We start from the raw sequence: 18,764 nt of genomic DNA, 5'->3' as shown, positions 1-18,764 counted from the left end.
AGTTCAAAGCGATGTCATTGTTATTATTAAGCATGTATTGGCGATGTAATAGTCGTCTTAGGTATATTTTGTGCATTGCATTATTTATATGCAATTTGATTTTTTAATTTAATAATTAAACTCAATGGCAATTGCAGTTAAAATTAATTTCGATAATGTCTATGACATAAATTCAGCATCCGGTGAATTGACATCGGCCAGATTTGTAGCAGAACAGGCAGATGGTAGTACAGTTCCTTTAATTGTGAAAATAAGTACGGATGCTCATGAATTAATGCCGAATGTTTACAATTTAGCTTTTGGTCCACCTGATCAGGATGGAGAACTGGATGATAAAGCGCAGTTAATACATAAGGACTATTCAAAGGTTTTTTCCACAATATTGTCGCATGCCCGGGCTTATTTAGCTCTTCATCCGGATCGTTATTTGGGTATTGATGGCTCTAACAATAGTCGTGCTTTTATGTACTACAGGTTTATTCTAAATAACTTTGATTATTTGGATAATTATTTTGATATGGGAGCATTGAAATATTATGTGAGGATAACCAGATTTGGTAAATATCAATATGAAAATCCTTTTGATTTTAACGACGTTAAATCTGATTGGGAAAGGATTACACGGGATAGTCCGAGAAAAATGGAGTGCATGTATAATTATTTTATTTTTAAAAATAAAAGCGCTTAATGTAGTTGCAATTATCTAAATTCGATAAAACATTAAATTTACAATTATGATGGACTTATGTAAAAAAATAGACGAAAAAATTAATGCCTTGACTGAAAAAGCCCGGATAACGGGTAAACCAGAAATAATAAGAGTAAAGGCACGAAACAGATCAGTACTAGGTCAGATCATTAGAACAAAAGAACAGGCGGATGATTGTATGGCTGCGTTAAAGAGATGTTTTGATTCGAAGTAATCTAAATTCGATGTAACATTAAGTTTACAATTATGATAGATCCAAAAGTACGAGAAAGGGCTAATGCCTTGATTGAACAAGCCCGGACATGCGGAATACCAGAAAAAAAAGAGTAAAGGCGTGTAACAGATCATCACTGGCCCAGATCATTAAAACAAAAGAACAGGCAGATGCTTTTATGGCCGACTTAAGGAGAAGTTTTGATTTGGAGTAATCTAAATTCTATAAAACATTAAATTCACAATTATGATAGATGTAAGAGAAAAAATAGACGAAAAAATTAATGCCTTGACTGAAAAAGCCCGGATAACGGGTAAACCGGAAATAATAAGAGTAAAGGCACGAAACAGATCGGCACTAGGCCTGATGGTTAGAACAAAAGAACAGGCTGATGCTTGTATGGCTGCATTAAGGAGAAGTTTTGAACCGGAGTAAGCGATTCAATTTTATTGAAAGCCCGTTCCTAATAAATAGGCTTTTTTATTGCAAGATTTTCCTGTCGGGCTGATTATTGGTATCTCTGGTACTAATCAAAAAAAAGAGGCGAACTAAAAAGGATCTCTCACTTTTTAGTCGCCCCATTCAAACTAAACCTTTTGGTCACCCAATTATTTAAGATACTTCCTCAACTCTGCTGCTGCTTGTACAAACAACGACCTTGTTGCCGGTAGTTCCGCTAATCCGTTCAACAATCCAAAATCGTGGATCACACCGTTATAACGTACTGTGGTTACAGTAACACCTGCTTCGTCGAGCTTACGGCCGAATGCTTCTCCTTCATCCCGCAGAATGTCATTTTCAGCAACCTGAATTAATACAGGTGGTAATCCTTTTAACTGTTCTGTTGTAGCCTGTAATGGTGATGCATAAATTTCTTTTCGTTGTTTAGGATCGGTAGTATACTGATCATACATCCATTTCATTAATGGAGTAGTGAGGAAACGTTGTGCACCATACAACTTGTAAGATTCAGTGTCAAAGTTGGCATCTACAATCGGCCACATCATAATCAGTAATTTGATTTCAGGACCTTTCTTGTCTTTCGCCATTAAACCAGTTACGGCTGTCATGTTACCACCTACGCTGTTGCCTACTACCGCCAGGTTTTTGCCATCTACATTAATCTCATCTCCATGAGCAGCTACCCATTTTGTAGCAGCATAGATTTCATTAATGGCCTGTGGGTAATGTGCTTCCGGAGAAGGCGTGTAGTTAACAAATACGGCTGCATAACCAGATAATACTACCAGGTCGCGCACCATCCTTTTATGTGTAGGGAAATCGCCCAGTATCCAGCCACCGCCATGAATAAAGATGAATACGGGTAATTTACCTTTAGCGCCCTGTGGACGAACAATATTCAGCTTCACAGTATAACCTTCAGAAGTAATGGTCTTTTCTGATTCTTCAATACCGGAAAGATCTACTTTAAATGCTTGTTGGGCGCCTGTAAGTACGTTGCGAGCGGCAACTTTATCCATACTTTCTACCGGAGGGCCTCCTCCGTTTAACGGCTTTAAAAAATCTTTTACAGCTTTAACCAAATGTGGGTCAGTTGCATAATCGAGGGCTTGTGCCATGGTTTCTGGGTTTTGAAAGGTGAATAATAATGAGAAAATTAGCAGTGCAATCTTTGGAATGTTCATATATCTAATTTAAGAGGATACAAAACTATCCATGATCTGCCCGGTTGTCAATGTATAAATTATGTTAAGTGTTGTAGATATTAAGGTGCAGCAGAATTTGTGCCCGGAATATTATTCAACAAAAAAAAAGTTACTATATTTCGCCTTTCAAATGGAGAGTATGGGGATAAAGGGAACAGGAACAATGCTTGCATTATTGATCATTATTACAAATGGTCTTTTTGCTACCGGGTATCCTGTGAGGTATCTGGGCATAGAAGACGGGTTGTCTAATAATGCGGTTGTCAATGTATATCAGGACTATAAAGGCTTTATGTGGTTCGGTACCTATGATGGGCTCAACCGTTACGATGGGTACAAATGTAAAATATACAGGAATAAGATAGGGGATACCACTTCTCTTTTAGATAACGGAATTTATACAATTGAAGGTGATGCCAATTACCGGCTATGGATAGGTGGACGCAAGGGATTGAGCATTTTTAATCCCCTGAATGAACATTTCTCTCCCGCCAGGTATGCTGCTACCGGTAAAACCGTTGAAGGCAATATCCATATTATTAAGGCTGGGAAAGGTGGGATCATCCTGGTAGGGTCAGAAAACAACGGACTGTTGCTTTTTGAAGGGAATCCCAATACCGGCCGGAAGATCCCGATTGGGAAAAGCACAAATTACGAGGTTACTGCTATTGACTATGATATAGATAGTACTGCTGCCTGGATATTTGCCCAGGATATAGGACTGTGCAGGTATGATTGTCGCACCCGGACTATTACCATTATCAACACAGAAATAAAGTGGGCCAACTGCCTGAAATTCGATAGAAATGGTCATCTGTGGCTGGGGACAGACCAGGGACTTTTCAAATTCGATCATACTTTCTCCCCCAACTACCTGGAGCAAAGTTGTAAAATTGTTAACCTCTGCGTAGACAAACAGGGAGAGATCTGGGTGGCATCGGATGGCAACGGCATCTTCCTGGTGAATAATAATAAGGCGGTTCACAACAAACAACCACTGAGTAGTAATTCTGTGTACTCTATTTATGAGGACAGGGAAGGCCGGAAATGGATCGGTACGCTTAGGGGTGGGGTGAACATTATTGAACCCAGGCAGAACTTATTCGAACAACATGCTTTTAACAATGGTGGCGTCAATAATTTTATCCTTTCTTTCTGTGAGGGAGAAGGGAAGAATATCTGGATTGGTACAGATGGCGGCGGGCTGAAACTCTGGAACCGGGAAACCAATACTGTAAAGGATTATACTTTAAATCCTGCGGTGAAAAATTCTATCAGCAGTAATTTTATTACCGGTATTCTGCACGATTCCCACGGTGATCTTTGGGTAGCTACCTGGTTTGGGGGAATCAACCGGTACAACAAACAGACCGATGGATTTGATCATTTCAGGTGTTTCAATCCATTCACGAATGCTGAAGAAAATAATCTCTGGATCATTTATGAAGATGCTCAGAAAAATATCTGGGCTAGTACTACCAACAATGGTACGTTGTACCTGTTTAACCGGAATACAGATAAGTTTGAGCTGTTCGATAAAAGCCTGGTTAATATTCAATGCCTGGCAGAAGATCGTAAAGGGAATATATGGGGAGGTAATTATTCTTCCCTGGTGAAGATTGACCGAGTTAATAAGAAACACCGGATTTATCCCATTGGTTATACTGTTCGTACCATTCATGAAGATCAACGGGGAAATCTATGGGTGGGTACAGAAGGCGGATTACTTCTGTTCAATACACAGTCCGGTAAATTTATCCGTTTTACGGATGCAGACGGCCTACCTGGTAATTCCATTCTCCGCTTACTGGAAGACAATAAGGGCTACCTATGGCTGAGTACCTTTAACGGGCTGGCCAGGTTTGATCCAGTTCATCGCACCAGCAGAAACTTTTCCCAATCCGACGGACTCCAAAGTAATCAATTCGCTTTTAATGCTGCCTTAAAGCTGACATCGGGCGAATTTATGTTCGGAGGCATCAAAGGATTCAACATCTTTTATCCGGATAGTATTTATGAACGGAATAGATTTTCCCCGGTTTTCCTGACAGGTATCCGGATCAATAATATACCAGTAGAACAAAACGATACCTACGTTTCTGAAAGATCCCTGGAAAATGTACATGAATTAAGGATTCCTTATAATAAAGCAGCCGTTTCCCTGGATTTTGTAGCCCTTGAATACTCTTCGCCCGATAAGATTAGTTATGCATACCTGCTGGATGGTTGGGATAAGATGTGGAACTATTCGGGAGAAGCCCGGACGGCCAATTATACCCGTCTGCAGGAAGGGGATTATACCTTTAAAATAAAAGCCACCAATCCGGATGGGCAATGGGGGGAAGAGATCCGGTTGCTGAGGATCATTATCCTGCCACCCTGGTACAGAACATGGTGGGCTTACGGGTTATATGTGGCCTTTGTATTGCTCGGTATTTATCTCTTTACTCAATACCGGTCCCGGCAGGAAAGGCTGAAATATGAAATTAAGCTTGCGCACCTGGAAAATGAAAAAGAGAAAGAGATCAATGAAAGAAAGCTGTCTTTCTTTACCAATATCTCACATGAGTTCAGAACACCATTGACATTAATTATAAACCCGCTCAAAGAGTTAAAGGATAATGAAAATCTTGGTGTGGTATACCGGAATGCCCGGAGGCTACTTAGCCTGGTAGATCAACTACTGCTTTTCCGTAAAGCTGATAGTGAGGGGGACCGGCTTAAAATTACAAAGCTGGACCTGGTAGCCTTATGTAATGAAGTGTTCCTTTGTTTCACCCAGCAGGCTGCTACAAGACATATTAATTATCAGTTCATATATGAGAATGAGCATATAGACATTTATGCCGATTATGAAAAAATTGAGATAGCACTTTTCAATCTGCTCTCAAATGCCTTCAAGTTTACTCCGGACGGGGGAGAGATCCTTTGTAAGATCCGCCATATTAATAGTGAAGTGGAGATTATGCTTAAAGACAGTGGCTCGGGTATTCAGGCTAATATGGGAGATAAGATTTTTGAAAAGTTCCAGCAGGCCGATAGTAATAAGTCCGGATTCGGGATAGGCCTTTACCTGGTGAAACATTTCGTTGAAAAGCATGAAGGCACCGTTACCTGGTCCAGCCAGATAAACGAGGGCACTACTTTCCTGATCCGGTTAAAAACAGGGACGGAGCACCTGGATCCTGCATTGCTAACAGTAGATCCCGGGAGTAAGTCCGGTTTGCTGGAGGAGCTGATAGAAGATGTTTACAGTAAACCGGTAGAATCATTACCTCCTGTTGAGCTGATTACAGAAAAGCGCTCCATCCTGTTAATTGACGATAATGCTGAGATCAGACACTACCTGCAGCAGCTGTTTATAGATAAATACATTGTTTATGAGGCTGATAACGGCACGGAGGGCTTTGCTGCGGTACAACAATATATGCCGGACCTGGTAATCAGCGATATCCAGATGGAGGGTATGGATGGGGTTGAGTTATGCACGAAGATCAAACAGACGGAGGCCATCAGTCATATTCCTGTGATCCTGCTTACATCGGCATCTTCTGCCGATACCCGGTTAAAAGGAATTGAAGGGGGAGCGGATGACTACATTACCAAACCTTTTGACCGTGACCTGCTGTTGGTAAAAGTACAAACCATAATAAAAAACAGGAATCTGCTCCGGCAATACTTCCTGGAAAGCATCACTCTGAAGCAAAGTTATGTAAAGGTACCGGCTGAATACCAGCATTTCCTAAAACAATGTATAGATATTGTAGAGGCTAATCTTGGAAATGAGGATTTCTCCATTAAAACATTTACGCAGGCTATAGGCATGAGCCATTCCAGTTTATATAAGAAGGTGAAATCCATATCGGGGCAAACTGTTAATGCCTTTATCCGCTTTATCCGGTTAAGGAGAGCGGCTGTACTAATGCTAAAGGGAAATTATACCATCAATCAGGCAGCATTTGAAGTGGGCATAGGGGATGTCAAATACTTCAGGGAACAATTCTTTAAACTGTTCGGAATGAATCCGTCGGATTATGTAAAAAAATACCGACATTCTTTTAATCAGGATTTGAATGTAATAAGGGGTGAAATATGATTTTACCCCCTCATTTAAATGATTTACCCCCTCTCCAGGTCGTTTTTATCCCCCTAATTTACAGCCAGATTACCACGTAAATGTAGCGTAACCAACTTGTTATCAATTTAAAAGGAATGCCCGTTATGAAAAAGAGCTTATCAGCGGCCGTGTGTTTAATATCACGGCGACAATCATTGCTAATGATTCTTCTCTTCCTGCTCCCAGTACTCGGATTGCAGGCACAAAAATTAAATATTACCGGTAAAGTGACCGAAGGGAAAGAGGCCGTACCCGGCGTGAGTGTCAGGGTAAAAGGAACCAATCAGGGTACATTAACTAATGGTGAAGGGAAATTTACCGTTTCGGCGGCTATTGGTGATACCCTGATCTTCAACCACATCTCTTACACTGCACAGGAAATAGCTGTTAAAAGCGCCTCTCCGGTTAGTGTGTCGATGACTTCTGTTAGCCAGAATGTGAACGAAGTAGTGGTAGTGGGATATGGCACTCAGAAAAAAGCTACCCTTACAGGGTCTATTTCTGTGGTAAAAGGTGCTGATCTGGTAAAAAGTCCTCAGGCGAATGTTTCCAATGCACTGTCTGGCCGTTTCTCCGGGGTGATCGCTAATAACCGCTCAGGTGAACCGGGATATGATGGTTCCACTATTTCTATTCGCGGATTGGCAACTACCGGCAACAATGATGTATTGGTCGTAGTGGATGGAGTGCCAGGACAAATAGGTGGTTTGGAAAGGCTTGATCCTAATGATATTGAAAGTATCAGCGTGCTGAAAGATGCATCAGCGGCAGTTTATGGTAGTCGTGCAGCTAATGGGGTAATACTCGTAACCACCAAACGGGGTAAAACGGGCAAGCCTTCCATCAACTATAGCTTTAACCAGGGATTTTCTTCTCCCACCAGGTTACCTCACATGGCGGATGCAGCTACTTATGCTACCATCATGAACGAAATCCAGTATTATGATAAACCTGCTGGTGGCTTGAACCAGTTCTATACTGCCGATCAGATCCAGAAATTCAAAGACGGTTCTGATCCCTTGCACTATCCGAACACAAACTGGGAAAAGGAAACTTTGAAAAAAGTTGCACTCCAGAATCAGCACAGTCTTTCTGTAAATGGTGGTAACGAAGCAGTAAAATATTTCGTATCCCTGGGGATGATATCACAGGATGGTTTGTACAAGCATGGGGTGACCGATTATCATCAATACAATTTCCGGTCAAATATCGATGCTGATGTTACCAAACGTTTAAAAGTAGGCCTTTATTTGTCAGGCCGCCAGGAAGACCGTCTTTATTCTCAAACAAGTGCAGGTGATATCTTCCGCGGTATCTACCGTGCTTACCCAACGGTGGCTGCACGTTATCCGAATGGATTGCCTACTTCCGGTATCGAGAATAACAATCCAGTAATGCAGGTAACTGATATAGGTGGTTATAACCGCAACCCTACCCAGGTATTTAATGGCATCCTGAAAGGTCGTTATGAGATCCCTGCAATTGAAGGACTGTTCCTCGATGGATTCTTCTCTATTGATAAATCATGGAGCTTTGCTAAATCATTTGGCAAACCTTATTCTGTATATAATTTTGATCAGTCGTCCAATACTTATAATAAAGTAGTGGTGGGCGGTTCTAATGGTGCGGCTACCCTGTCGGAAGGTCAGCTCAACAGGGCTTTACTTACCTCCAATATCAAACTGAATTATGCGCGCCAGTTTGGCAAACATAACATCAATGCTTTTATCGCATACGAACAGAGCAAAACTACCCAGGATAGTTTAGGTGCTTACAGGATGAATTTCCCTTCTGTACAAACACCGGAATTATCACAGGGAGGTGCAGCGGCTACTGATAAAAATAATTCAGGTAACAGTTACAACTTTACCAGAAAGAGTTATTTCGGCCGGTTGGCATACAACTACCAGGAAAAATACCTGTTGGAAGCGCAGGCACGTATTGATGGATCATCTACCTTCCCCTCAGGGAAACAATATGGCTTCTTCCCATCTGTATCTGTGGGCTGGCGTATTTCCCAGGAAGAATGGTTCAAATCTGTCACCTTTATTAATGACCTGAAACTGAGAGGTTCTTATGGTTCCCTGGGGAATGATAATGTAGGCCTGTTCCAGTACTTCGACAATTATTCTTTCAATAATCAGTATGTCATCGGTTCTGCAGTACATCCTGGTATCGATCTTACCAAACTTGGTAATCCTAATATTACCTGGGAAAGATCGAAGAAATTAGATCTGGGGATGAACATGCAGTTTTTACAGCATTTCACTGCAGAGTTTATTTACTTCCAGCAGAAACGTACTGATATCCTTACACAACGGAATGCCTCCATTCCACAGGTGTCCGGTATCGTAAATCCAAATGGTAGCGATCCGCTTGTACCTTCAGAAAATATCGGAAAGGTAAACAGCAACGGGATAGAAGCTACGCTGGGTTATAACAATACTACCAGCAACGGCATTCACTATAATATCAATGGTAACATTACTTATGCTAAAAGCAAAGTCGTTTTCATAGATGAAGCGGCAGGTACATTGTCTTACCAGGCAAAAACCGGCAAACCACTCAATTCTTACCTGTTGTATAATGCAATTGGTATCTTCAGAACAGCAGAGGATTTAGCTAAATATCCACATGTAACAGGTGCACAACTGGGAGACCTGATCTACGAGGATTATAACAAAGATGGCAAAATTACCGCTGATGATCAGACAAGGACAAAATATGGCAACATCCCTGAAATCATGTATGGTATTGTGATGGGAGCAGATTATAAAGGAATTGACCTGTCAATCGTATTTTCCGGACAAACACGCGTGAGCCAGTATGTGCTCCCCGAATCCGGTACCATCGGTAATTTCTACAGCAGCTGGGCGAATAACCGCTGGAGCCCTACCAATGTTAATGGCAGCTACCCAAGGGTAGATGACAGGGCTTCTTCTTCCATCAACGGTGGACTATATACCAATAGTTTCTGGCTCAATAATGCTTCTTTCCTGCGCCTCAAGAACGTGGAACTGGGATACACGATCAACGCGGATATCTTATCAAGGGCTAAAATAGCCGGACTACGGGTATATGCCAACGCTTTTAACCTGTTTACCGTTACAAAGGTGAAAGATTATGATCCGGAAGGTAGCAGCAACAGTGGACAGTACAGCACTACCGGACAGTTTTATCCGCAACAGCGTATTGTAAATGTGGGCGTGAATGTTAAGTTTTAATACCGTAAAAATTCCAGCAATGAAAACTAAAAATATTATATACTTTCTGGCGCTTGCAGCTGCAGGAACCTTTACCTCGTGTAAAAAGAATTACCTTGATATCGTACCGACAGACAGGGTACCCGATGTGGCCGTAGCGGCAGATTCTGCTTTATTCCAGGACTATGTGCTCAACCGTTACATGAGTATTAAGCTACAGGATAAAGAAGGAGAAGGTACTAACCCCGGCTTCGGAAGAGGTTTTGAATATGCTATGTGGAGTTCTGTTACCGACGAATCTATCTACAACAATGATGATAATACCTGGCTCATACAAAAGGGTCTGCTGGCACCTGAAAACACAGGTATCGCCGGTACCATCTGGGGAAGAAGTTATCGCAGTATCCGTGAATGTAATTATGGATTAAGTATCATCGGAAAGGTGCAGATGAGTGACCAGTTGAAGAACAGACTAAGAGGTGAATTGCATTTTATCCGTGCATACCGTTACCAGGACCTGATCCGTAATTATGGAGGAGTAGTATTGGTGAAAGATACAGTATATGCCCTTGAAAATAATCTGACAGATCCTTCCTTATTTGTCAAATCATCCCTGGCAGATTGTATTAAATACGCAGTGGCCGAATTGGATTCTGCTGCTTATTTCCTGCCACAGGTAAATGATGGTAACTGGCAGCAGGGTAGGGCTACTAAAGGTGCTGCGCTGGCATTGAAGTCCCGCTTACTACTATATGCTGCAAGTCCATTATATAATGTTGGTACATGGGCAGATGCTGCGGCTGCGGCTAAGGTAGTAATGGATATGAACCAGTATGCCCTGGCAGCAGATTATAGTAAACTGTTCATTAATGCAAGTGCCAGCAGTAGTGAGATCATCTTCAGCCGTCAGTACGCGATCGGTGCCCGTCACGTTTGTCTGGAAATTTCGAATGGTGCTAACGGTTATGGTGGCTGGGCAGGTAATACGCCGCTGCAAAACCTGGTGGATGCTTATGAAATGAATAACGGGAAAACGATTACTGATCCCGCTTCTACATTTGATCCGGCAAAGCCTTATGCCAACAGGGATGCGCGTTTTTATGCTACTATATTATATAACGGTGCTCTTTATAGGGGCGATACTATTAAAACTTATAGACCCGGCGGAAAAGATGGTATTGATGGTCCTTCCAACTGGAATTCCACTAAAACGGGTTATTATTTGCGTAAGTTTATGGACGATAATAATCCGATCGACAATCCATGGAATGTTGCCGGATTACAGCCCTGGATCTATCTCCGCTATGCAGAAGTGCTGCTGAACTATGCAGAGGCACAGAACGAAGCGGTAGGGCCGGATGCGACCGTATATGCAGCTATAAACCTTATACGTCAGCGCGCTAGCGTAAACCAACCTGCGCTTGTTGCAGGACTGTCACAATCAGAAATGCGTACTGCGATCATGAGAGAACGGCAGGTAGAACTGGCTTTTGAAGAGCACCGCTTTTATGATGTTCGTCGCTGGAGAATTGCTTCTACAACTGAAAACACACCTGCCTACGGGGTAGATGTGACATTAGTGAATGGTGCACCTGTATACACACAGAAAGTTGCCCTGACAGGCCGTTTATTCAACGAGAAAAATTACTGGCTGCCTATTCCAAGAACGGAGATCCAGGCATCTAATAATCAGTTGCTACAAACGGTCGGGTATTAATACCTTTTAATAAATAAAAGAGCCACTACCCTCTATTCCAATACCATTAATGAAGCTGGCCTTAATGGCCAGCTTCATTAACTAACAATAGATATTTTCTTTCCAATGGAGGAGTTATGAGAAAGAAAATATCCAATCTCACAACTATGAGGAAAATAATAGTGCCACTATTACTCTTTTGTAGTATCACTGCTACGGGACAAACGATTGTCCATATCGATACGGATACCACCTATCAGACGATAGATAATTTCGGAGCTTCTGATGCATGGTCTTGCCAGTTCGTAGGCAACTGGCCGGAGCAAAAGAAGAATGCCATAGCAGACTGGCTGTTCAGTACAGATACTACTGCCACCGGTCAGCCAATGGGTATCGGGTTATCTATGTGGCGCTATAACATTGGTGCAGGAACAGCAGAACAAGGAGATAGCAGCGCCATCAGGGATGAATGGAGACGTACCTATAACTGGCAAAGTCAATCCGGTCAGTTATGGTTTCTGCAGGCAGCAAAACAAAGAAAGGTAAAACAGTTCCTTGCATTTCTGAATAGTCCTCCTGTAAATCTGACCATCAATGGTAAAGGATTTGCCAATAAAGGGAATTGTAATATTAGTCCGGAGAAATATGATGCGTTAGCCAACTATACAGCCGATGTAATAACCGGTATCCATAAAAAGACCGGTATCCTGTTTGACTACATCAGTCCTGTAAATGAACCTCAGTGGGAGTGGAGCGATGGAGGACAGGAAGGATGCCCTTACAACAATGAGCAAATCAGTGGTGTAACAAAAAGCATTAGTGAAACATTTATAGAAAGAAAGCTGTCAACAAAAATAATAATCGGGGAAGCAGGTAAGCTCGATTACCTGTATGCCAAAGCAGATAAACCTGCAAAGGGAGAACAGATCACTGCTTTTTTCAATAACGGTTCCCCTGATTACCTGGATAACCTGCCAAATATCAGGCATACTATATCAGGACATAGTTATTTCACCACTTCACCGGCACCGGCTGCCATCCGAATAAGAAACGATCTGTCAAAAAATATTGCCGCTGTTAAAAATCTCACATTCTGGCAATCTGAATATTGTATATTAGGTGATAATGCCGGCGAGATTAATGGTGAAAAAAGGGATTACGGAATGGATGCGGCCCTATACCTGGCACGTGTAATATATTATGATCTGGCTGTTGCAAATGCTGCTGCATGGCAATACTGGCTGGCTGTTTCTCCCTATGATTATAAAGATGGATTAATATACATCGATAAAAATACAAAGGATGGACAGTACCGGGATAGTAAAATGATGTGGGCATTAGGCAACTACAGCCGTTTTGTAAGACCGGGTGCCAAAAGAATTAAAACAACGGTTAGCGATAATGATACTTTATTGGTCTCAACATATCAAAATACAGATCGTACAATTACCATTGTAGCTGTTAACAGCAGTAAAGATGTGATGAATATTTCACTGGATTATAAGAAAGGGAAGATTAAAAAACTACGTTCTTATATCACCTCTGATACCGGCAATCTTGAACCCATTGCTGTAGATAACAATATTAATATTCCTGCCCGTTCTGTAGTAACCATAACAGGGAATATTAAGTAATGTTCTATTATAATTAACAGGAAATATTACCATTGTTAAAAGCAATATTCTGTTCGATTATAATCGTGACAGGAAGTATTAACCAATAAAAAAACGGAGGATGAAAAGATTAGGCGCAGTTATCGTATTTATAATAACCTGTTATCTGCAGGTATCGGCACAGAGCATAAGTCAACACACCTTTGCGTTGGGTGAAACTGCTTTTTTACTGGATGGTAAACCCTTCCAGATGATTTCAGGAGAAATGCATTATCCACGTGTGCCCCGTGAAGCCTGGAGGGCAAGAATGAAGATGGCAAAGGCAATGGGATTAAACACCATTGGCACCTATGTATTCTGGAACTTACATGAACCTGAAAAAGGGCGCTATGATTTTTCAGGTAACAATGATATTGCTGAATTTGTAAAAATAGCACAGGAAGAAGGATTGTGGGTAGTATTAAGACCCAGTCCATACGTATGTGCGGAATGGGAATTCGGCGGTTATCCTTACTGGCTGCAGGAAGTAAAAGGATTGGAAGTACGTAGTAAAGAACCCCAATATCTTGAGGCGTACCGCAATTATATAAAGGCTGTAGGTAAACAACTTGCGCCATTACAGGTGAATCACGGTGGTAACATCCTGATGGTACAGATAGAAAACGAGTATGGTTCTTATTCCAATGATAAAGATTATCTGGAAGTGAATCGTAAAATGTTCGTAGACGCAGGTTTTGACGGATTGCTCTACACCTGTGATCCGGAAGCAGCTATCAAAGATGGACATCTGCCAGGGTTATTACCAGCTATAAATGGCATAGATGATCCGGCGAAAGTAAAAAAACTGATCAACGAGAATCATGATGGGAAAGGACCTTATTACATAGCAGAATGGTATCCTGCATGGTTCGACTGGTGGGGTACAAAACACCATACTGTATCTTATCAGAAATATTTAGGGCCATTAGATAGTGTACTGTCTGCCGGGATTTCTATCAACATGTATATGTTTCATGGGGGTACTACCCGGGGATTCATGAACGGGGCAAACGGTAATGACCACACTCCCTACGAGCCACAGATCAGCAGTTATGATTATGATGCTCCACTCGATGAAGCAGGTAATGCTACGGAGAAATTCATGCAATTCCGCAAAGTGATCGCGAAGCATTTACCCGCAGGACAATCCCTGCCGGAAGTACCTGCCGCAAGGCCTGTCATTGAAATTCCGGCAATCAAACTTACACAGTCAACCAGCATATTCAGTTTACGTCCAATACCCGTTAGCAGTGACAAACCATTGACCTTCGAAGATTTGGGTCAGGCATATGGATGGGTATTGTACAGCACCACGCTTGATGGCAATAAATCAGGATGGCTGCAACTGAAAGAACTACGCGATTACTGTATCGTTATGGTCAACGGTAAAAGGGTAGGAGTGCTGGACAGGAGAAAGGCACAGGATAGCCTGCTGTTACAATTGCCCGCAGGAAAGGTGAAGCTGGATCTGCTGGTAGAAAACCTTGGCAGGATCAACTTTGGTCCTTATTTATTATCAAATAAAAAAGGCATTACTGAAAAAGTAATCTTTGATCATAAAGAATTAAAAAACTGGCAGTTGTTTAAATTTCCGTTTGATCAATTACCAGCTAATACTGTAAAGACTACTCCTGTTAATAATGCTCCTGCGCTGAAACAGGGCAGCTTTGTATTGACTGAAGTGGGAGATACTTATCTTGATCTGAGTAATTGGGGGAAAGGTGCTGTATGGATTAACGGGCATCACTTAGGCAGATACTGGGAAGTGGGTCCTCAACAGACAATCTACGTTCCGGCAGAATGGCTGAAAAAAGGAAGGAATAGTATTGCTGTGATGGAATTGCTTAAGCCGGAGATGAAGGAATTACGGGGTATTAAACACCCGATACTGGATGTATTGAAATAAAGAGGGAAGCTATTTGAAAAGCCCTGGCTAACTAAGCCGGGGCTTTTTTATTTCATCTATCTAAGTCAAAAAAGTTAAATATATTTAACTTCAATGAAGAAGGATAGCTTATGCGCAATATTTATAAAACCGGATTGATTTTTCTTATGAGCCTGAATACTGCAGCCGCAAATGCTCAGGGAATTTCAGACGATATAAAGATCAACCAGGTTGGGTTTTATCCGAATGAACCTAAAGTAGCCGTTGTAATGATCGCAGATGCAGCCGGTAAGCCATTCCGGATCATTGCCGGCAGTACTGGCAACGTTGTTTTTAATGGGGTATTGGAGCATCCCGTTCTATCTGCTTATTCCTCTCTGAAAACATGTGAAGCTAACTTTAGCCAGTTGCATGATACCGGGTCTTTTTACCTGGACATAAAGGGAGTGGGCCGTTCATGTAATTTCAAGATTCAGCATCATGTGTTTAGGGAAGTGGCTATTGCCTCACTTAAAGCATTTTATTATCAACGGGCATCCATGCCCTTGTTACCGGCATTTGCAGGTAAATGGAGCCGTAAAGAAGGACATCCTGATACGACTGTATTAATTCACTCTTCCGCAGCTTTTAAAAAGCGGGCAACAGGATCAGCAATTGCCACTCCTGGTGGATGGTATGATGCCGGTGATTATAACAAATATGTGGTAAATAGTGGCATCAGCACTGCTACTTTGCTGTCTGCTTATGAAGATTTTCCACGTTACTTCGATTCCCTGAATACAAACATTCCTGAAAGCAGAAACAGAGTACCCGATATACTGGATGAAGCCTTGTACAATATGCGCTGGATGTTGAGCATGCAGGACCCGCAGGATGGCGGTGTATATAACAAATGTACCAATGCTAACTTTGATGGTATGATTATGCCGGATAAGGCTATTGCTCCACGTTATGTTGTACAGAAAGGTACAGCTGCTGCCCTGAACCTGGTGGCTGTAATGGCGCAGGGAGCCCGGATTTTCAGAAAATACGGGAACCAGTTTCCTGGTCTGGCTGATAGTTGCCAGTCTGCCGCGGAAAGAGCCTGGAGCTGGGCCTTGAAGAATCCTGATATGCCTTACAATCAGGATGAGATGAATAAGGAAAAGTTACCTCAAATTACGACTGGCGGATATGGAGATAAGAATTTTGGAGATGAATGGTTATGGGCAGCTGCAGAACTTTTTACTACTACTGGTAGCAAAATGTATTTTGAGAAGGTTTTAGCGCAAATGCGTGAGGACATTAGAGTGCCATCCTGGAGTTCTGTAGGGATGCTGGGTTATTACACCTTATTGCGTCATGAAAATCAAATGCCCGAATATGCAAAGGTTATGATCCGCATCATGAAAAACCGGCTTTTAACTCTGGCTGATAATTATATGCCTGCTAATACTTTTCATACGGTAATGGGTAATACCAAAAAAGACTTTATATGGGGAAGCAATAGTGTAGCAGCTAATCAGGGAATCCTGTTAATGAATGCATACCTGGTTGCGGCAGATAAAAAATACCTGGAATGGGCATTAACGAATATAGATTATCTGTTGGGCCGTAATGCAACAGGATATTGTTTTGTAACAGGTATTGGCTGTAAATCACCTATGCACCCGCATCATCGTCCTTCTATAGCTGATGGTATCAATGAACCGGTTCCGGGATTACTGGTAGGAGGGCCAAATGAAGGCCGCCAGGATAAGGTTAATTACGAGCATAAGGAACCTGAAACATCTTATACCGATCAGGATGGAGCTTATGCATCCAATGAAATAGCGATTAACTGGAATGCACCATTGGTGTATCTGGTTAGCGCGATGGAGGTTTTATCGCGTAAGTAAGGAGGATGTTCTATTCCTCCTCCATCTTTTTTATCTCTGTTCTGTCTTTTTTCATTCCCAGCCGGATCATCCCAAACAGATTCATATAGACATTGGCTATCCATACCAGTGCAAACCCTGCAATTAAATATCCTCTCCAGTCATCCAGTAACAACTTATACCCTGTAAGGACCAACGCTAAAATAGTTATATAATGGCTGAAACAATATTCACAAGTGAAAATGTAGAAGAACTTCCTTTCCAGTAATGATTTCCCCAATTCGCTACGTTTTGTGAAATATTCTCTTGGTTCACGGAATACTTCCTCATGGGTAACAGTCCATGCCACACAGGCAATAGGTATGGCTAATATAAAAAGCCAGCATATTTGCATCTTAATCATTATCGTTACTGCGTTATTTTTTTGAAAAGAATGCTATTGTAAAGTCTTGTTGCTGTTGTTCGGTAAGCTTGTCAGTATCTTCTATACTTATCTTTATATCTTTGAAATGATGATCGTTTTTTAACAGGTTCAGCAGTTCGGATTTGGCTTCGGTGGGGCCAAAAAGCAACACTTCACTGTGGTTTTTAATCGCTTCCCCGATTTTTTTGTAATAAGCTGATTGTTCATGCTGTTCCTTATTATGCATCAGGTTCTCACTTTTACTCACACTGAATACTTTTTCCTCATGTGTGAATTTTGATGTGATCAGCTCTTCCATGGGGGCGATTGGGAACTCGATCAGATGGGCATTTGAATGGTCCATATAGATACCTGTTCTCTTGGGAGTCATATTGTTTTATATTAATTCGTTTCAGGCAAAGTAATTGTATAAGGAAGGTAGGATTGTTGTAAATGTACATAAAAGCCAGCTCGTTCCCATGATGATAAAAAAATGGCCGATATTGTCTTACATAAGGTTTTATATTAATTAACCCTAACGTATAATAAGATGAAAGTTGATCCAGAAAAATCAGAAGGTTTACCAGGGATAAAATATTTCATTTCAGAAAAAACAGATCTGTTTTTTCTGACTTTATATAATGTTCATAAGTTCATTATACGTTTTTTTAAAGTAGCTTTTTCCCCTCCATTTGAGTTTAAAGAAATCATCAATCAATGTTACCAGGTTGGATACAGATCTCTGGGGCTTATATCATTAACGGGTTTTATTACAGGTTTTGTTTTTACTAAACAATCACGTCCATCCTTATCGACCTTCGGAGCAAGTTCGTGGCTGCCTTCCCTTATATCAATCGCTATTATCCGGGCGCTGGCTCCATTGGTAACAGCTTTGATAGCTGCTGGTAAGGTAGGTTCTAATATGGGAGCAGAATTAGGTTCTATGAAGGTAACCGAACAAATTGATGCTATGGAGGTATCTGCAACAAATCCATTTAAATTCCTTGTTTCAACCCGTATTCTGGCTACTACACTTATGTTACCGGTATTAGTAACATATACAGGTTTTGTTGGAATGATGGGCTCCTACCTGAATGTACATCAGAATGAGCAAACAAGCATAACTGCTTTTTTTAAAAGTGCCTTCAGTACCATTACATTCCTGGATATTTTTTCATCTCTTTTAAAATCCGTTGTTTATGGTTTCACTATTGGAGTGGCTGGATGTTACCAGGGATATAATGCACAGAATGGTACCCAGGGTGTGGGACGGGCCGCAAATATGGCTGTAGTGCTTGCTATGTTTATGATCTTTATTGAAGAAATGTTGATCGTTCAGGTGATAAATGAATTCAGGTAAAA

The 18,764-nt window shown here is 41.5% G+C and carries 13 protein-coding genes; 10 read left to right on the top strand and 3 right to left on the bottom strand.

The window, feature by feature from the left end; translation table 11 throughout:
- The first annotated feature begins 124 nt into the window (after positions 1-124).
- From BM176_RS11025 to BM176_RS11015, 3 genes are all read left to right on the top strand, one after another.
- Entirely contained in the window at positions 125-688 is a 564-nt protein-coding gene (locus BM176_RS11025) for a DUF6934 family protein (protein WP_090102788.1), read from the top strand.
- A gap of 323 nt (positions 689-1,011) precedes the next feature.
- A complete protein-coding gene (locus tag BM176_RS32895; RefSeq protein WP_255373491.1) occupies positions 1,012-1,137 on the top strand; it encodes a hypothetical protein in 126 nt (41 codons plus the stop codon).
- Between the two features lie 32 nt (positions 1,138-1,169).
- Entirely contained in the window at positions 1,170-1,358 is a 189-nt protein-coding gene (locus BM176_RS11015) for a hypothetical protein (protein ID WP_090102784.1), read from the top strand.
- A gap of 173 nt (positions 1,359-1,531) precedes the next feature.
- Here BM176_RS11015 and BM176_RS11010 read toward each other — a convergent pair whose 3' ends face one another.
- Complete coding sequence (locus tag BM176_RS11010) at positions 1,532-2,503, bottom strand: alpha/beta hydrolase (protein WP_090103375.1); 972 nt, start codon at positions 2,501-2,503, stop codon at positions 1,532-1,534.
- 226 nt (positions 2,504-2,729) lie between these two features.
- Between BM176_RS11010 and BM176_RS11005 the strand changes: the two genes are divergently transcribed.
- The 6 genes from BM176_RS11005 (at position 2,730) to BM176_RS10980 (ending at position 17,020) form a co-directional block, all read left to right on the top strand.
- Positions 2,730-6,686 carry a two-component regulator propeller domain-containing protein gene (locus BM176_RS11005; RefSeq protein ID WP_090103373.1) on the top strand — a complete coding sequence of 1,319 codons (3,957 nt, stop codon included), beginning with the start codon at positions 2,730-2,732 and terminating at the stop codon, positions 6,684-6,686.
- 125 nt (positions 6,687-6,811) lie between these two features.
- Positions 6,812-9,931: a SusC/RagA family TonB-linked outer membrane protein gene (locus BM176_RS11000; RefSeq protein WP_090103369.1), complete on the top strand. Its 3,120-nt coding sequence runs from the start codon at positions 6,812-6,814 to the stop codon at positions 9,929-9,931.
- A 19-nt stretch (positions 9,932-9,950) separates the two neighbouring features.
- Complete coding sequence (locus BM176_RS10995; protein WP_090103371.1) at positions 9,951-11,627, top strand: RagB/SusD family nutrient uptake outer membrane protein; 1,677 nt, start codon at positions 9,951-9,953, stop codon at positions 11,625-11,627.
- A gap of 116 nt (positions 11,628-11,743) precedes the next feature.
- The gene (locus tag BM176_RS10990; protein ID WP_255373490.1) at positions 11,744-13,240 is read left to right on the top strand and encodes a glycoside hydrolase family 30 protein; all 1,497 of its coding nucleotides are present in this window, start codon (positions 11,744-11,746) and stop codon (positions 13,238-13,240) included.
- A gap of 100 nt (positions 13,241-13,340) precedes the next feature.
- Positions 13,341-15,164, top strand: a complete 1,824-nt coding sequence (locus BM176_RS10985) for a glycoside hydrolase family 35 protein (protein WP_090102782.1) — start codon at positions 13,341-13,343, stop codon at positions 15,162-15,164.
- Between the two features lie 146 nt (positions 15,165-15,310).
- Positions 15,311-17,020, top strand: coding sequence for a glycoside hydrolase family 9 protein (locus BM176_RS10980; RefSeq protein ID WP_218162182.1), 1,710 nt, complete (start codon positions 15,311-15,313; stop codon positions 17,018-17,020).
- Between the two features lie 10 nt (positions 17,021-17,030).
- Here the strand turns inward: BM176_RS10980 and BM176_RS10975 are convergent, their stop codons facing one another.
- Both BM176_RS10975 and BM176_RS10970 read right to left on the bottom strand, forming a co-directional pair.
- Positions 17,031-17,402: a hypothetical protein gene (locus BM176_RS10975; protein WP_218162181.1), complete on the bottom strand. Its 372-nt coding sequence runs from the start codon at positions 17,400-17,402 to the stop codon at positions 17,031-17,033.
- 13 nt (positions 17,403-17,415) lie between these two features.
- Positions 17,416-17,793, bottom strand: coding sequence for a hypothetical protein (locus BM176_RS10970; protein ID WP_218162180.1), 378 nt, complete (start codon positions 17,791-17,793; stop codon positions 17,416-17,418).
- Positions 17,794-17,952: 159 nt separating this feature from the next.
- On the opposite strand from BM176_RS10970, the gene BM176_RS10965 reads away from it, so the two are divergent.
- Entirely contained in the window at positions 17,953-18,762 is an 810-nt protein-coding gene (locus BM176_RS10965; protein ID WP_090102776.1) for an MlaE family ABC transporter permease, read from the top strand.
- Positions 18,763-18,764: the final 2 nt, after the last annotated feature.

The sequence above is a fragment of the Chitinophaga sp. CF118 genome (assembly GCF_900112615.1).
In the GTDB taxonomy this organism is placed as follows: Bacteria; Bacteroidota; Bacteroidia; order Chitinophagales; family Chitinophagaceae; genus Chitinophaga.
The sequence above is the reverse complement of the archived record's forward strand: the minus strand, read 5'-3'. Positions and strand labels throughout refer to the sequence as shown.

Bases quoted from the DNA above. Each gene is read 5' to 3' on its own strand.
- BM176_RS11010 (WP_090103375.1), bottom strand. From the start codon at position 2,503: ATGGCACAAGCCCTCGATTATGCAACTGACCCACATTTGGTTAAAGCT.
- BM176_RS10975 (WP_218162181.1), bottom strand. From the start codon at position 17,402: ATGATTAAGATGCAAATATGCTGGCTTTTTATATTAGCCATACCTATT.
- BM176_RS10965 (WP_090102776.1), top strand. From the start codon at position 17,953: ATGAAAGTTGATCCAGAAAAATCAGAAGGTTTACCAGGGATAAAATAT.
- BM176_RS10985 (WP_090102782.1), top strand. From the start codon at position 13,341: ATGAAAAGATTAGGCGCAGTTATCGTATTTATAATAACCTGTTATCTG.
- BM176_RS11025 (WP_090102788.1), top strand. From the start codon at position 125: ATGGCAATTGCAGTTAAAATTAATTTCGATAATGTCTATGACATAAAT.
- BM176_RS32895 (WP_255373491.1), top strand. From the start codon at position 1,012: ATGCGGAATACCAGAAAAAAAAGAGTAAAGGCGTGTAACAGATCATCA.
- BM176_RS10980 (WP_218162182.1), top strand. From the start codon at position 15,311: ATGAGCCTGAATACTGCAGCCGCAAATGCTCAGGGAATTTCAGACGAT.
- BM176_RS11015 (WP_090102784.1), top strand. From the start codon at position 1,170: ATGATAGATGTAAGAGAAAAAATAGACGAAAAAATTAATGCCTTGACT.
- BM176_RS10970 (WP_218162180.1), bottom strand. From the start codon at position 17,793: ATGACTCCCAAGAGAACAGGTATCTATATGGACCATTCAAATGCCCAT.
- BM176_RS10995 (WP_090103371.1), top strand. From the start codon at position 9,951: ATGAAAACTAAAAATATTATATACTTTCTGGCGCTTGCAGCTGCAGGA.
- BM176_RS11005 (WP_090103373.1), top strand. From the start codon at position 2,730: ATGGGGATAAAGGGAACAGGAACAATGCTTGCATTATTGATCATTATT.
- BM176_RS10990 (WP_255373490.1), top strand. From the start codon at position 11,744: ATGAGAAAGAAAATATCCAATCTCACAACTATGAGGAAAATAATAGTG.
- BM176_RS11000 (WP_090103369.1), top strand. From the start codon at position 6,812: ATGAAAAAGAGCTTATCAGCGGCCGTGTGTTTAATATCACGGCGACAA.